General features: G+C 72.2%; 14 protein-coding genes. 8 read left to right on the top strand and 6 right to left on the bottom strand.

What is annotated here, in order from left to right:
* Positions 1 to 39 precede the first annotated feature (39 nt).
* The 7 genes from P2T37_RS04730 (at position 40) to P2T37_RS04700 (ending at position 4889) form a co-directional block, all read left to right on the top strand.
* Positions 40 to 768, top strand: a complete 729-nt coding sequence (locus P2T37_RS04730; protein WP_276235626.1) for a 5-formyltetrahydrofolate cyclo-ligase — start codon at positions 40 to 42, stop codon at positions 766 to 768.
* A gap of 44 nt (positions 769 to 812) precedes the next feature.
* The gene (locus tag P2T37_RS04725) at positions 813 to 2117 is read left to right on the top strand and encodes a TIGR00341 family protein (protein WP_276235625.1); all 1305 of its coding nucleotides are present in this window, start codon (positions 813 to 815) and stop codon (positions 2115 to 2117) included.
* 60 nt (positions 2118 to 2177) lie between these two features.
* Positions 2178 to 2921 carry an SIMPL domain-containing protein gene (locus tag P2T37_RS04720; protein WP_276235624.1) on the top strand — a complete coding sequence of 248 codons (744 nt, stop codon included), beginning with the start codon at positions 2178 to 2180 and terminating at the stop codon, positions 2919 to 2921.
* Positions 2922 to 3025: 104 nt separating this feature from the next.
* The gene (locus P2T37_RS04715) at positions 3026 to 3493 is read left to right on the top strand and encodes a DUF5810 domain-containing protein (protein ID WP_276235623.1); all 468 of its coding nucleotides are present in this window, start codon (positions 3026 to 3028) and stop codon (positions 3491 to 3493) included.
* 36 nt (positions 3494 to 3529) lie between these two features.
* The gene (locus tag P2T37_RS04710) at positions 3530 to 3946 is read left to right on the top strand and encodes a DUF5809 family protein (protein WP_276235622.1); all 417 of its coding nucleotides are present in this window, start codon (positions 3530 to 3532) and stop codon (positions 3944 to 3946) included.
* On the top strand, positions 3946 to 4350 hold the full coding sequence (locus P2T37_RS04705; RefSeq protein ID WP_276235621.1) for a hypothetical protein: 405 nt from the start codon (positions 3946 to 3948) through the stop codon (positions 4348 to 4350). The genes P2T37_RS04710 and P2T37_RS04705 overlap by 1 nt, the downstream gene beginning before the upstream one ends.
* Entirely contained in the window at positions 4347 to 4889 is a 543-nt protein-coding gene (locus tag P2T37_RS04700; RefSeq protein WP_276235620.1) for an NUDIX hydrolase, read from the top strand. The genes P2T37_RS04705 and P2T37_RS04700 overlap by 4 nt, the downstream gene beginning before the upstream one ends.
* On the opposite strand, the gene rimI is transcribed toward P2T37_RS04700, so the two are convergent.
* Together rimI and P2T37_RS04690 are read right to left on the bottom strand one after the other, a co-directional pair.
* Entirely contained in the window at positions 4881 to 5351 is a 471-nt protein-coding gene (gene rimI, locus P2T37_RS04695; protein WP_276235619.1) for a ribosomal protein S18-alanine N-acetyltransferase, read from the bottom strand. The two genes, P2T37_RS04700 and rimI, sit on opposite strands and share 9 nt — an antisense overlap.
* Before the next feature lie 288 nt (positions 5352 to 5639).
* Complete coding sequence (locus tag P2T37_RS04690; RefSeq protein ID WP_276235618.1) at positions 5640 to 7610, bottom strand: aconitate hydratase; 1971 nt, start codon at positions 7608 to 7610, stop codon at positions 5640 to 5642.
* 267 nt (positions 7611 to 7877) lie between these two features.
* On the opposite strand from P2T37_RS04690, the gene P2T37_RS04685 reads away from it, so the two are divergent.
* Positions 7878 to 8630, top strand: a complete 753-nt coding sequence (locus P2T37_RS04685; RefSeq protein ID WP_276235617.1) for a coenzyme F420-0:L-glutamate ligase — start codon at positions 7878 to 7880, stop codon at positions 8628 to 8630.
* Here P2T37_RS04685 and P2T37_RS04680 read toward each other — a convergent pair whose 3' ends face one another.
* Genes P2T37_RS04680 through P2T37_RS04665 form a run of 4 tightly spaced genes read right to left on the bottom strand, consistent with a single transcriptional unit; the run spans position 8631 to position 12215 of the window.
* Positions 8631 to 9440 (bottom strand): AAC(3) family N-acetyltransferase, encoded by an 810-nt coding sequence (locus P2T37_RS04680; protein ID WP_276235616.1) that lies wholly within the window; start codon positions 9438 to 9440, stop codon positions 8631 to 8633.
* Positions 9441 to 9493: 53 nt separating this feature from the next.
* Positions 9494 to 10579 carry a geranylgeranyl reductase family protein gene (locus tag P2T37_RS04675; RefSeq protein WP_276235615.1) on the bottom strand — a complete coding sequence of 362 codons (1086 nt, stop codon included), beginning with the start codon at positions 10577 to 10579 and terminating at the stop codon, positions 9494 to 9496.
* Positions 10580 to 10612: 33 nt separating this feature from the next.
* Positions 10613 to 11503 (bottom strand): WD40/YVTN/BNR-like repeat-containing protein, encoded by an 891-nt coding sequence (locus P2T37_RS04670; RefSeq protein WP_276235614.1) that lies wholly within the window; start codon positions 11501 to 11503, stop codon positions 10613 to 10615.
* A 4-nt stretch (positions 11504 to 11507) separates the two neighbouring features.
* Positions 11508 to 12215: a winged helix-turn-helix domain-containing protein gene (locus tag P2T37_RS04665; protein WP_276235613.1), complete on the bottom strand. Its 708-nt coding sequence runs from the start codon at positions 12213 to 12215 to the stop codon at positions 11508 to 11510.
* Between the last annotated feature and the right edge of the window lie 189 nt (positions 12216 to 12404).

Below are 12404 nucleotides of genomic sequence, written 5' to 3'. Positions count from 1 at the left end.
ACGGATAACGCTCTTGGGACGCTCGCTCGCAGGCGTCGCATGGACAAACAGGCGCTCCGCGAGCGGGTGTGGGACGCGCTCGAACGCTCCGGGGAGGCGCGGTTCCCGTTCCCGCCGCACGGGCGCATCCCGAACTTCGCCGGGGCGCGGGAGGCGGCCGAGCGACTCGCGGCGCGCCCGGAGTGGGAGCGCGCCGGGTCGATAAAGGCGAACCCCGACGGCCCGCAGTTGCCGGCACGCCGGCGCGCGCTCCGGGCGGGCAAGACCCTCTACATGGCCGTGCCGCGCCTGCGCGACGAACAGCCGTTCCTCGAACTCGACCCCGACCGCCTCGCGGTGGAGGGTGTCGATATCGACGACGCGACGACCGTCCGCGGGAGCGGGGAACACGGCGTCCCGATACACCCCGACGAGATGCCCGCTATCGACCTGATACTCTCCGGGAGCGTGGCGGTCACGCCCTCGGGCGCGCGGGTCGGGAAGGGGGAGGGGTACGCGGACCTGGAGTTCGCGCTCCTGCGGGAGTTCGACCGCGCGACCGACGACACGACCGTCGCGACGACGATCCACCCGATGCAGGTCGTCGCGGACGACCGCGTGACGCCGGACCCCCACGACGTGCCGCTTGACCTCGTCGCCACGCCCGAACGGCTGGTCGAGACGGGGGCGGCCGGCAAACCGTCGGGCATCGACTGGGACGCGCTCGCGCGCGAGAAACGGGCCGAGATACCCGTGCTCGACCGACTCCACCCCGGGGCGGGCGACTGACCGCTTTCGCGTCCACTTTTGTGGCCGCGGTGTGTGGATGGGTCGTGCGACTCGTTCAGGTGACCGTCCCCGCCGGGAAGCGCGACACCGTCCTCGGGACGCTCGACGAGGAGGGCATCGACTACGTCCTCACCGACGAGACGAGCGGCCGCGAGTACGTCGGCGTCGTCTACTTCCCGCTCCCGACCGCGGCCGTCGAACCGGTGCTCGAACGGCTCCGCGAGGCGGGTATCGACGACCGGGCGTACACGGTTATCATCGACGCGGAGACGGTCGTCTCCCGGAAGTTCGAGCAGTTGAAAGAGGAGTACGAGGAGAACGACGAGAACGACGACCGCATCGCCCGCGAGGAGCTACAGGCCCGCGCGGAGGACCTCGCCCCGTCGCTCCCGACGTACGTCGTCATGACCGTCGTGAGCGCCGTCATCGCCACCGCGGGCCTGCTCCTCGACTCGCCGGCCACCGTCGTCGGTTCGATGGTCATCGCGCCGCTCATCGGCCCGGCGATGACCGCCGCGGTCGGGAGCGTCGTGGACGAGGACGAACTGTTCGTCCGCGGCGTGCGGATGCAGGTGCTGGGGATGAGCATCGCCGTCGTCGCGGCGGCCGTCTTCGCGTTCGCGGTGAACGCGCTCAACTTCGTGCCCGCGTCGCTCGACCCCGGTTCGCTCGGGCAGGTGCGCGAGCGGCTCAACCCCGACTTCCTCTCGCTCGTGGTGGCGCTCGGCTCGGGGGTGGCGGGGGCCGTCTCGCTCACGACGGGCGTCTCCTCGGCGCTCGTCGGCGTGATGATCGCCGTCGCGCTCGTCCCGCCCGCCGCGACGGTCGGCATCGGCATCGCCTACGGGAGCGTCTCGATGGCCGTCTCGTCGGGCGTTCTCGCCGTGGTGAACGGGCTCTCCATCAACCTCGCGGCGCTGTCGGTGCTGTGGTACTACGGCTACCGCCCCGCGCGGTTCTTCCGCGAGGACGAGGCCCGCACCGCCACCGTCCGCCGGGTCGCGGTCCTCGTCGTCGCCGTCGCCCTGCTCTCGACGTTCCTCGGCGGCGTCACCTACGACACGCTCGCCACGGCCGACGTGGAGTCGAACGTCGAGGGCGAGGTGGAGGCGCTGTTCGCCGCGGACGGCGCGTACCCCGAGATGGCCGCCTTCGAGACGACCGTCGCCTTCGAGCCGCGTGACCCCGTCTTCCTCCTGCACGACGCCTCGTCGGTGACGGTCACCGTCGGGGTACCGCCCGACGCCGACACCGCGGGCGTCACCGACGCCATCCGCGAGCGCGTCACGGCCGTCGCGGGTCCCGATGTCGAGGTGCAGGTTCGCTTCGTCCCCTACCGGACGGCATAGCCTCAAAGGGGCGTTTGAGCCTCCGGCGCGGTTATCCCCTCGTCCGTCGTCATGACCTCCGTGCGAGAACGAACCATCGCCGTCGTCGCCGTCGCGCTCGCCGTCCTCCTCGCGGGGGTCGGCGCCGCGGCCGCGCTCGGCGGCACGAACTCCGTACAGACTCCGACCGCGGCGGCGGGCGACGGTTCCACCGTCTCCGTGGGCGCGAGCGGCAGCGCCGAGGCCGCGCCCGACCGCGCCGTCGTCCGCATCGCCGTGGTGGCGACCGGCGACACCGCGGACGAGGCGCGCGAGCGGCTGGCCGAGAACGTCTCCGGGATGCGCGACGCGCTCCGCGACGCCGGCGTCGAGGACGCGCAGGTCCGCACGACGAACTACGACCTCTCGGAGAACTACCAGGCGCGCGAGAACCCCGACGCGCCGGGCTACCGCGCGTACCACGGCTTCCAGGTGACGCTCGACGACATCGACACCGTCGGGACGGTCATCGACGCCGCCGTCGACGGCGGGGCGACCCGCGTCGAGAACGTGCGGTTCACGCTCTCGGACGAGCGCGCCCGCGAACTCCGCAACGAGGCGCTGAACGACGCGATGACGAACGCCCGCGCGCAGGCCGAGACGCTCGCCGACGCCGGCGACCTGACCCTCGGCGGCGTCCACAGCGTCGCCACCTCGCAGGGCTACTACGGCGGCCCGGTCGCCTACGAGACGGCCGACGCCGGGGGCGCGCGCACGAGCGTCGAGTCCGGTCCCGTCTCCGTGCAGGTGCAGGTGCAGGTGACGTACAACGCCACCCAGGCGTAAGCACGCGGCCCTTTTCCCCGTTTTCGAGCCCGGAGCGGCCGCGCCGGCGGTCGGCCGCGCTCGCCCGCGTCACTTTAGGCCACAGGCGCCCCAGCACCGACATCATGGGCTACGCGTGTCCCGTCTGCGACGACCCGCAGTCCGACGCCCGTCACCTCGCGAACCACCTCGCCTTCACGGCCATCCTCGGGAACGCCGACCACGAGGCGTGGCTGGACGAGCACGCGCCCGGATGGGCCGACGAGGGCGAGCGCGAACTCGCCGAGCGGGTCGCCGCCGCCGCCGACGAGCGGGAGTACCCGCAGGTGTTCGAGGACACCACGGGACGCATGGACAGCGAACACGGGGGCGACGACGAGCGCTCGGGGAAACTGTTCGAGGGCGAGGGCCACGAGGGCCACGACCACCTATCCGGCCACGACCACGGGCACGAGGGGGGCGTCCCCCACGAGCGCGCCGAGGTACCGCGCGACCCCGAGACGGAGGAAGTGCTCGCGGAGGCGCGCGAACTGACCCGCGAGATGCTGGCCGAGGAGGACGAGGACGAGGACGCGGAGACGGACGGGGCGTAACGACACGCCTACCTGTCGGCCGCCGCTACGGGAGGTATGCACGCCGAGGGACTGCTCGCGCCGGCGACCGCCGACGAGGCGCGGGCGGCGTACGACGACCTCGCGCCCGCGGCCCGGACGGTCGTGCGCGAGACGGCGAAGGCGATGTCGTTCGACCGCGCGGAGTACGGCGAGCGCGTCACGGCCGACGTGGTCGAGACGGCGCTGGACGCGCTGTTCGCCTCGCTGCTGGAGGTGCGCGTCGGGTCGCGCGCGGAGTTCGAGGCGTTCGCCGAGGAGCACCCCGACCTCGACCGCGCGGTGGAGGGAAGCGACGAGGTGGAGCGGGTGGCGTGGCACGCCGCCCCCGCCGCGGACCTGCTCGTCGCGGCGACGTTCCACGAGGAGGAGGAGGCGGCGGTCGGGACGCTCCGCCGGCAGGCGTTCGGGAAGGCCTACATGGACCTGCTCTGATGCGCCCGATAACGCGGAACCTCGTCGTCGGCCTGCTCGTCGTCCTCGGCCTCCTGCTCGCGCTCGGGGCCGTCCCCTCGCTGCTCCAGTCGGGCGACCCCTTCTACATGGAGGCGACCGTCGCCGAGGCGCCGGACGGCGTCACGCCGGTCAACGGGAGCGAACTCTCCGAGCGGCGCTACCCGTACACGTTCGGGGCCGTGGACGCGACCGGCGACGGGGCCGGCCGCTCGGACGCGTACTACCGCGGGCCGTTCGGGTTCAAGGGGGCGTTCACCCACTCGCCGTTCGACGAGACGGCCGCCTACGCCGAGCAGTATCCCGACGCCGTGACCGACTCCGGGACGTACGTCCGCCTCGAAAACACCACGTACCGGGTGGCCGTGGTCGAGGTCGAGGAATGACCGACTACGCCGACCACGACTGGCCCGTGGTGGAGTCGCGCGCCGAGTACGAGACCGGCTGGTACACCGGCGGCTACGACCGCGTCCGCCAGCCCGACGGCACCGAGAAGAACTACTACTGGGCCGACCTGCCCGCCGCCGTCGTCGTCGTCGCCGTCGCGGGCGACGAGCTCGTGACGGTCGAGCAGTACCGGCCCGCCATCCGCGAGCACTGTCTCGAACTCGTCGCCGGCATCGTCGAGGACGGCGAGTCGTACACGACCGCCGGGGCGCGCGAGCTCCGCGAGGAGGCCGGCCTCGACCCCGCCGGCGTCTCGCTGATAGAGGAGTTCTGGTGTTCGACGGGCGTGCTCCGCCACAAGCGCGGCATCGTCTTCGCGGAGGGGCTGGAGCCGACGGAGCGCAAGCTCGACGGCAACGAGTTCATCGACGTGACGAGCGTCCCCGTCGAGGAGGCGCTCGAACGCGCCCGCGCCGCCCCCGCGAACGACGCCACTATCGAGGGAATCCTGCTGGCGAAGGCGGACGGGCTACTGTAGCCGCCGGGTCATCACGTACGCGTCCTCGCCGTCGTCGTAGTAGCGCGGGAGCGTCCGCCGGACCTCGAAGCCGAACTCCCGGTACAGCGCGATGGCCGGCTCGTTCGACTCCCGCACTTCGAGCTTGACGCGGCTCGCGCGGCGGTCGCGCATCGCCGAGAGCGCCTCGCCCAACAGCCGCCGGCCGATGCCCTCGCCGCGCCGGTCCGGGTGGACCGCGATGTCCTTCACGTGGCCGAGCGCCCGCCCGCCGTTCGGGACGGTGTCGGCGACGACGTAGCCCGCGATGCCCTCCGGCGTCTCCGCGACGAGGAAGCCCGGCTCCCCGAGGAAGCCCTCCAGCGCGGCGTAGGGCCACGGCTGGGGGAACGACCGCTTCTCGATGCGGAAGACGGCGAGCAGGTCGGCCCGGGTCGCCCGCCGGGTCACCACGTCGTCCCCGTCGGGGGTGGTCGTCGTCACGCCCGGAGTTCGCCGCGCGCCGGTAAATGGATGCCGGCCACACCCCCCTGTTTCTTATGCGGTACCGTCGTAGCCACGGAGTGCACCCGTTTGGGTGCATCCCCACCCCGTCCCGGCACGCCGGGTTTCCCCCGACGCGGCGTGTACGGGACACTCTCTGCTTTACCCCCGTAGCGGCGGCTCCGGCCGCACCGTCGGTTCGTGTTCACCGCTCCGTCCATACAGCGGCCGCTCCCGGCGCGGAAAGAAAGAGAAAGGGTCGGTCGCGTCGTCGCTCGCGTCTCCCGGTCAGTCGTCGGCCGGCGCGGCGCCGCCCTCGTCGTACTGCGCGCGCGTCAGCGGCAGCTTGCCGCCGGCCGCGAGGATGCGGCGCTCGCGCTCGGAGGCGTCGAGGGTGGCCGTGAGCTCCCAGCCGTCGTCCACGCGGACCGTGAACTCCTCCTGGCCGGACTCGACGGCCTCGGCGACGTCGTCGACGATCTCGATGTCGTCGCCCTGCTCGATCTTCGCGTAGTCGTCCGCGTCGATGGTGAGCGGGATGAGCCCGAAGTTGAACAGGTTCGCCTTGTGGATGCGGGCGAAGCTCTGTGCGAGGACGCCCTCGATGCCGAGGTACATCGGACACAGGGCCGCGTGCTCGCGCGAGCTCCCCTGACCGTAGTTCTCGCCGGCGACGAGGAAGCCGCCGTCGCTCTCCAGCGCGCGCTGTGCGAACGTGTCGTCGACGCGCGACAGCGTGAACTCGGAGAGCTTCGGGATGTTCGACCGGTACATCAGGATGTCCTGCGTCGCCGGGATGATGTGGTCGGTCGTGATGTTGTCGTCCATCTTCAGCAGCGCCGGCCCCGCGAGGTGCGCGTCGAGGGGGTCCTTCAGCGGCACGTCGCCGATGTTGGGGCCCTTGATGAGGTCGTCGTCGACGGCCTCGTCGGGCGCGATGAGGTCGGTCTTGGAGCCGTTGTACTTCTCGGGCAGCTCCATGCCGGGCGCCTCCATGTCGCCGAGCTCCTCCGCGAGGTCGCGGGGGTCGACGAGCTCGCCCTTGATGGCCGCCGCGGCGGCGACCTCCGGCGAGGAGAGGAAGACGGCGTCGTCCTCGATGCCGGAGCGACCCTCGAAGTTACGGTTGAAGGTACGCACGGAGACCGAGTCGGAGGCGGGGACGTGGCCGATACCGATACACGCGCCACACGTCGCCTCGGAGAAGTTCACGCCGGCCGCCATCATCTCCGCGGTCCAGCCCTCGCGGGCGAGGATCTCGGAGGCCTGCTTGGAGCCGGGCGCGACGATCATCTCCGTCTTCATGTCGATCTCGCGGCCCTCCAGCATCTTCGCGGCCGGGAGGATGTCCTCGTAGCCCCCGTTCGTACAGGAGCCGACGATGACCTGCTCGACGTCCTCGCCCGCGACCTCGCGGACCGGGACGACGTTGTCCGGCATCGACGGCTTCGCGACGAGCGGCTCGATGTCGGAGAGGTCGACGACGATCTCGTCGTCGTACTCGGCGTCCTCGTCGGGGCCGATCTCGACGTACTCGTCCTCGCGGTCCTGCTTGGCGAGGTACTCGCGCGTGCGCTCGTCCGTCGGGAAGATGGACGTGGTCGCGCCGAGCTCCGTCCCCATGTTCGTGATGGTGGTCCGCTCGGGCACGGAGAGCGTCTCCACGCCGGGGCCGGTGTACTCGAATATCTTGCCGACGCCGCCCTTCACGGAGAGCCGCCGGAGCATCTCCAGGATGACGTCCTTCGCGGAGGACCACTCGGGGAGCTCGCCCTCCAGCCGGACGTTCACGACCTCCGGCATCTCGATGTAGTACGGGCCGCCCCCCATCGCGACGGCGACGTCGAGGCCGCCCGAGCCGATGGCGAGTTCGCCGAGGCCGCCGGGCGTCGGCGTGTGGGAGTCCGAGCCGAGCATCGTCTTGCCGGGCGCGGCGAAGTTCTCCTTGTGGACGTTGTGGCAGATACCGTTGCCCGGGCGCGAGAAGTGCGCGCCGAACGTGCCGGCCGCCGAGCGGAGGAAGCGGTGGTCGTCCGTGTTCTTGAAGTCGAACTGGTAGGTCTGGTGGTCACAGTACTGGGCCGCGACCTCGGTCTGGACCTCGTCCAGCCCCAGCGCCTCGAACTGCAGCCAGACGAACGTCCCGGTGGTGTCCTGCGTGAGGACCTGGTCGATGTCGATCCCGATCTCCTCCCCCGTCTCGAGTTCGCCCTCGACGAGGTGGTCTTCGAGGATCTGCTCCGTGAGCGTCTGTCCCATAACGGCCGAACGTCGGCCGGCCTCGAATATAAATCCGGCGTGTTCCCCGCATATTGCGCCGATACCGGGCACCTGCGGCCCGTGTCGGTCCGGTGACGAACGCCCCGACGACCCCCCTCCCGAGAACGGCCGTTTCGGGGTCGTACATGGACGTTCACGACAGAGCGTGTCGGCGTCTCACACGAACGTCCGTGTCGTTCGTCATGTCACCGCGGCGGAGAGTTCGACGACCGGGCCGTTTTTGCTCGCCCGGCGTCGCCGACGGGTATGGAGCTGTTCGCGGTCCCCGACCTCCCCGAGATACGCGCCGGCGACGACCTCGCCGCCCTCATCGACGAGCGGGTCGCGTTCGAGGACGGCGACGTGCTGTGTGTCGCCTCCACCGTCGTCTCGAAGGCGGAGGGCCGCACGTTCGACCTCGCGGACTTCGAGGCCGGCGAGCGGGCCGAGCGGCTCGCCGCGCACCGCGCCGAGGTGACCGGCGAGGAGCGGGACCCCCGGTTCGCGCAGGCCATCATCGAGGAGAGCGAGGAGCTCGTCCTGGAGGCGCCGTTCGTCCTCGCGGTCACGAAGTTCGGCCACATCACGGTCAACGCCGGCATCGACCGCTCGAACGTCCCCGGGGGCGACCTCCTGCTCCTCCCCGAGGACCCCTCGGCGTCGGCCGCGCGCCTCTCCGAGCGGTTGGGCGTCCCCGTCGTCGTCACGGACACCTCGGGGCGGCCCTTCCGCTACGGCCAGCGGGGCGTCGCCGTCGGCTGGGCCGGGATGCCGGCCTCGCGCGACTGGCGCGGCGAGACGGACCGCGACGGCCGCGAACTCGGCGTCACGGTCCAGTCGGTCGTGGACGAACTCGCGGGCGCGGCGAACCTCGTCGCCGGCGAGGGGGACGGCGGCACCCCCGCCGTCGTCGTGCGCGGCTGGGCGTTCGGCGACCACGGCGGCTCGGAGAACCTCTTCCGCGACGAGGCCGACGACGTCGTCCGCGCCGCCCTGCGCGAGTGGGAGTTCGACGGGTAGCTACCGGTTCTCGGCCAGCCACGCCGCCGCGAAATCGACCAGCACCGGCTGGTCGTAGAGCACGGCCTCGGCCTCCCCTACGGTTCCGGTCGAGACGGCGTCGGGCCGTTCGCGCTCGAAGGCGGCCGCGCAGTCGGCGAAGTCGCCGTCGTCCACGTCGAGCGCCTCGAAGGTGACCCACTCCCGCGTCCCGTCGTGGACCACGGGGGCGCCGCTCTCGACCGTGTCGAGCGCGACCTCCGAGCGGTGTTCAGCGAGGTGGAGCGAGGTGTTGCGCCCCCGGTCACAGCCGAGGACGAGGACGCGGCCGCCGCGCTCGTAGACGGCCGCGAGCGGCGAGTCCTCGCCGAGCCCGAAATCGAGGGCGTGGCCCGCGGTCACCGCCTCGGCGGCCGGGCCGAGCGCCGCGAAGGAGTAGTGGGGGTGGTCGCTCCGCACCGCGTCGTCGTAGTCGCGCAGACAGTCGGGTATCGCCCCCATCCCGCGGGTCGGGGTAGCGTCGGGCCGGTAGGCCGGGGTCTCCGCCCGGACCGTGTCGTGCCACGACTCCGGAATCGGGGGGTTCTCCCAGCCGCTCGGGTCGGAGAGGCCCGTCGAGTGGGTCGGGACGACGAGCGTTCCGTCCGGGACGGCCGCGCGCAGCCCCTCGACCGCCCCCTGTGCGCCGCCCGGCACCCAGCCGAGCGCGGACAGCGAGGAGTGGACGAGCAGCAGGTCGTCGGGCGCGACGCCGAGGGCGCGCAGGTCGCCGGCGATGCGGTCGGGCGTCGTCGGCCCGCCCTCGGGGTCGAACGGCGTCTCGTCGCTCATAGGAACCACCGGGACACGACTGCGGCGAGTGCGCCGCCCGGCATAGCTCTTGTTCAGCCGCGGGAGAACATCGCACGCAGCTGCTCGCGAGAGAGGAGGCTCGTCGGCTCGTCCATGTGGACGCCGATCTCCCCGGAAAAGAGTCGCATCCCGGCCCGCTGTAGCGGTTCCGGCGCGTCGTAGCCCGCGCGGACGAGCGCGCCGAGGCGCTGTTCCGTGCGGAGGTCCGCGCGCCACGCCGCCTCGTAGTCGGGCAGCGTTTCGGGTCGAGCCGGGTCCACCGTCGCCGCGGCGTGGTCGGCCGCGCGCATCCCGTAGAGGATGCCGCCGCCGGTGAACGGCTTCGTCTGGCCGGCGGCGTCGCCGACGAGCAGGGAGCGCTTGCCCGTGACGCGCGACGGCGGGCCGACCGGGATGAGCCCGGAACACCGCCGGTCGATTGTCGCGCCGTAGTCGGCGACGAGCGCGTCGAACCGCTCGTTCGGGTCGTCGCCGGGCGCGACCGCCAGCCCGTACTCGACGCCGGCGTCGCCGCGCGGGATGCGCCACGCGAAGAACCCCGGCACGGTGAGGTGGACGTCCACGAAGTCCTCGTGGCTCGCCTCGGTGTCGAAGCCGAGCACGCCGTGGAGGAACTCATCGGGGTCGGGGATGCCGCACTCGCTACGGACGCGCGAGCGCGGCCCGTCCGCGCCGACGACCATCCGGGCCTCGTAGGTGTCCGTTCCGTCCGGGCCGCGCGCGGTGACGGTCACCGACTCGCGGCCCGCCTCGACCCCGGTGACGGTGTGTTCGTCGCGCACGTCCGCGCCGGCGTCGGCGGCCGCCCGCGCGAGCGCCTTGTCGAGCCCCACGCGGTCGACGGCGTTCGAGATGGGCTCGTCGCGGTGGAACGGGTAGGCCCGCGACTCGGCCCCGCCGGTGTGGAAGCGCGCCCCCCGAATCGCGTTCTGAAACAGGTCGTCGCGGGCCGACTCGGGGACGTAGTCCCACACGTCGAGCGAGACGTGGCCCGAACAGGCGAGCGGCTTCCCTATCTCCCCCTGTTCGAGAACGAGCACGTCGCGGCCCCGCTCGGCGGCCGACCGGGCGAACCGCGCGCCCGACGGTCCCGCGCCCACGACGACGAAATCGCGCATACCAGTGGGTTCGTCGGCGCGGATAAGTGCTTTTCAGTCGAGTACGAGCCCGGCCGGCGGGGCGTCCGGCAGGTCGTCGCCCGGGACGACCTCCGTCCACGAGTCGCCGCCGTCCGCGCTCTCGTAGAGCCCGCGGTTCGAGAGGACGACGAACCGGTCGCCCGCGGCGCGCACCACGGCCCGATAACAGCCCTCGCCGTGCGGGAGCGCGTCGATGCGCTCCCAGCCGTCGCCCGCGTTCCGGTACACCGACGAACTGCCGCGCCGGTGGGCGTGGCCCGCCGAGCGGGCCGACGAGAGCACCCGGAGGTCGGGGTCCGTGCCGACGGCGACGCTCCAGCAGTACCGCTCGTCGAGACCGTCCTGCGGGTAGTGCCACGAGTCGCCGCCGTCGGTCGATTCGGCGTAGCCGTCGCCCGCGGCGCAGTAGAGCCGTCCCGTCTCCGGGTGGACCGCGAGTTCGTGCGTGTCGCGGCGCGCGCCCGACACCCGGTCGCGCCACGTCGCCCCGCCGTCGTCCGTTCGGACGAGCGCGCCCGCCTCGACGGCGACGTACCACCGGCCCGCCCGGGTCGGGTCAGGCGCGAGCCACCGGACGTGGTGGGTGTCGGGCCGCGGCGGGAACGCCCACTCGTCGCTTGATGGGAGCGTCGTCAGGTCGGGCAGCGCCTCCCACGAACGGCCGTCATCGGAGCGGTACACGGCGCTGGGTTCGGTCCCGAGCCACCAGTCGCCGTCGGCTGTGCGCGCGACGGCCGTGACGTGGCCCTCGAACCGCCGGACGGGGTCGCCCCCGAGTTCGTACAGGCCGTCGGTCGTCCCGACCAGCGGTCGCTCGCCGCCGGCGAGACAGGTCACGTCGGACAGCCGCGTTTCGCTCCCGCTCTCGACGTCGAGCACGCGGTCCGGGAACGCGGCGAGCATCGGCCTACTCCCCGTCGCCGCCGCCCAGGAGCTTCCGGAGCGCGAACAGCACGACCAGCGCGACGACTACGGCCACGAGCGCGCGAAGCCCCTCCTCGTCGCTCGACAGGTCCGGCAGGTCGTCCCCGTCGTCCTCGCGGTCCGCGGCGGTCCGCGTCTCCGTCCCCTCCTCGGGCGTCTCCACCTCGGGGTCGTCGTCGCCGACGGCCTCCACCTCCACCTCGGTCGGGCCGTCCTCGGTCTCCGACTTCGACTGCTCGGTCACCTCGACCTCGACCTCGTCGTCGGCGTCCGCGTCGTCGGCGTCCGCGTCCTCGTCGCCGTCGGCGTCCGCGTCCTCGTCGTCCGTTTCAGCATCGGATTCCGCGTCCTCGTCGTCCGCTTCCGCATCCCCTTCGGCCTCCGCTTCGGCGTCGCTTTCTTCGTCGTCATCCGCGTCCTCCTCGTCGGCTTCGGCCTCAGCGGCCGCCGCGGCCTCCTGTTCGGCCGTCCACTCGTCGAGTTCGTCCTCGCGCTCGGGGAGCCACCAGACGACGTTGTTCCCCGCCGTCGTCCGTTCGAGCAGGCCGTCGTCCGCGAGTCGCTGAAGCCGCGTCCGGGTCGTCCCGCGCGTCACCGGCAGGTGGCCCGTGACCTCGGTGGTCGTCATCCGCGGGGCCTCGTTCGAGCGCAACACGTCGAGTATCGTTTCGTCGTCGACGGACGTGGACATACCCGATGTGTCGGCGCGAACGGACTTAAGGACACCCGACGGTCGGAGGGCGAGGAATCGGCGGTCGTCCGTTCGAGGACGTTCGCGTCTCCCGGCTCACGGGTCGCTGCGCTCACTCCCGTCTGCTCACGGCTCCGCCGTTCGCACGGCCCGTGGCGACGGTGTCGCCACGCTACTCGCCCGTTCGGA

This window comes from Halosegnis marinus (genome assembly GCF_029338355.1).
Classification (GTDB): domain Archaea; phylum Halobacteriota; class Halobacteria; order Halobacteriales; family Haloarculaceae; genus Halosegnis; species Halosegnis marinus.
The sequence above is the reverse complement of the archived record's forward strand: the minus strand, read 5'-3'. Positions and strand labels throughout refer to the sequence as shown.

What these genes read in the sequence shown, in the direction of transcription:
- P2T37_RS04730 (WP_276235626.1), top strand. Translation starts at nt 40, where the DNA reads ATGGACAAACAGGCGCTCCGCGAGCGGGTGTGGGACGCGCTCGAACGC.
- P2T37_RS04715 (WP_276235623.1), top strand. Translation starts at nt 3,026, where the DNA reads ATGGGCTACGCGTGTCCCGTCTGCGACGACCCGCAGTCCGACGCCCGT.
- P2T37_RS04710 (WP_276235622.1), top strand. Translation starts at nt 3,530, where the DNA reads ATGCACGCCGAGGGACTGCTCGCGCCGGCGACCGCCGACGAGGCGCGG.
- P2T37_RS04705 (WP_276235621.1), top strand. Translation starts at nt 3,946, where the DNA reads ATGCGCCCGATAACGCGGAACCTCGTCGTCGGCCTGCTCGTCGTCCTC.
- P2T37_RS04700 (WP_276235620.1), top strand. Translation starts at nt 4,347, where the DNA reads ATGACCGACTACGCCGACCACGACTGGCCCGTGGTGGAGTCGCGCGCC.
- P2T37_RS04690 (WP_276235618.1), bottom strand. Translation starts at nt 7,610, where the DNA reads ATGGGACAGACGCTCACGGAGCAGATCCTCGAAGACCACCTCGTCGAG.
- P2T37_RS04685 (WP_276235617.1), top strand. Translation starts at nt 7,878, where the DNA reads ATGGAGCTGTTCGCGGTCCCCGACCTCCCCGAGATACGCGCCGGCGAC.
- P2T37_RS04680 (WP_276235616.1), bottom strand. Translation starts at nt 9,440, where the DNA reads ATGAGCGACGAGACGCCGTTCGACCCCGAGGGCGGGCCGACGACGCCC.
- P2T37_RS04675 (WP_276235615.1), bottom strand. Translation starts at nt 10,579, where the DNA reads ATGCGCGATTTCGTCGTCGTGGGCGCGGGACCGTCGGGCGCGCGGTTC.
- P2T37_RS04670 (WP_276235614.1), bottom strand. Translation starts at nt 11,503, where the DNA reads ATGCTCGCCGCGTTCCCGGACCGCGTGCTCGACGTCGAGAGCGGGAGC.
- P2T37_RS04665 (WP_276235613.1), bottom strand. Translation starts at nt 12,215, where the DNA reads ATGTCCACGTCCGTCGACGACGAAACGATACTCGACGTGTTGCGCTCG.